The following is a 567-nucleotide window of genomic DNA, read 5'->3' as shown; positions in this document are numbered from 1 at the left end:
GGGCTTTTTGCTGTGGCGGTAAACCTACGCCAGTTCGCTGGTTGTGCAGTATTGCTGCACCTGCGCATCCAATTGTTTTTTGCATTGCTGGCTAAGTTGAAAATGCACTTGCATCAATAAGTCATGCGCATAAAAAAGCTCAAACGCATCGCCGCCGTTTTGCAGACAAATGGCTTCACATCGTTCAGCATGCACTTTGGCTTCTTTAGGTGCATCGGCTTTCAGCAAGCTCATCGCCAAACGATATTCTGCGCGCTCTTCCTGCATCCAACCGCCCGCTATTTTCCAATAATCCAGTGCTAGCCTTGCAAACTCTAACATCCTCGCTTTCTGCTCGTCAGTACGCTCTGAGAGCTCTTCATACTGACAAGCCAAGTTGTTTGCGGTGATTGCGATCGAACGCGCTAGCACCTCTTCTGCATCGTGTGGTGTCATTCCTAATGCGGCTTTCGCGAACCATTGACTCGCTGGTTCAAGCTGAGTAAGAGCAGAAAGTTCGTTCGCAATAAGAGAGAACACGCGACGCTGATCTTGCTCCTCTAGCAATGCCACATCCTCAGTGCCATC

General features: G+C 49.6%; 1 protein-coding gene. It reads right to left on the bottom strand.

Features of this window, described 5'->3' with window-relative positions; translation table 11 throughout:
• Positions 1-24: 24 nt before the first annotated feature.
• A partial coding sequence (locus tag R7E78_RS29010) for a hypothetical protein (RefSeq protein WP_318059002.1) occupies positions 25-567 on the bottom strand: 543 nt, incomplete at its 5' end.

The organism is Vibrio sp. YT-19(2023) (genome assembly GCF_033337395.1).
This window is presented reverse-complemented; position numbering and strand designations above follow the sequence as displayed.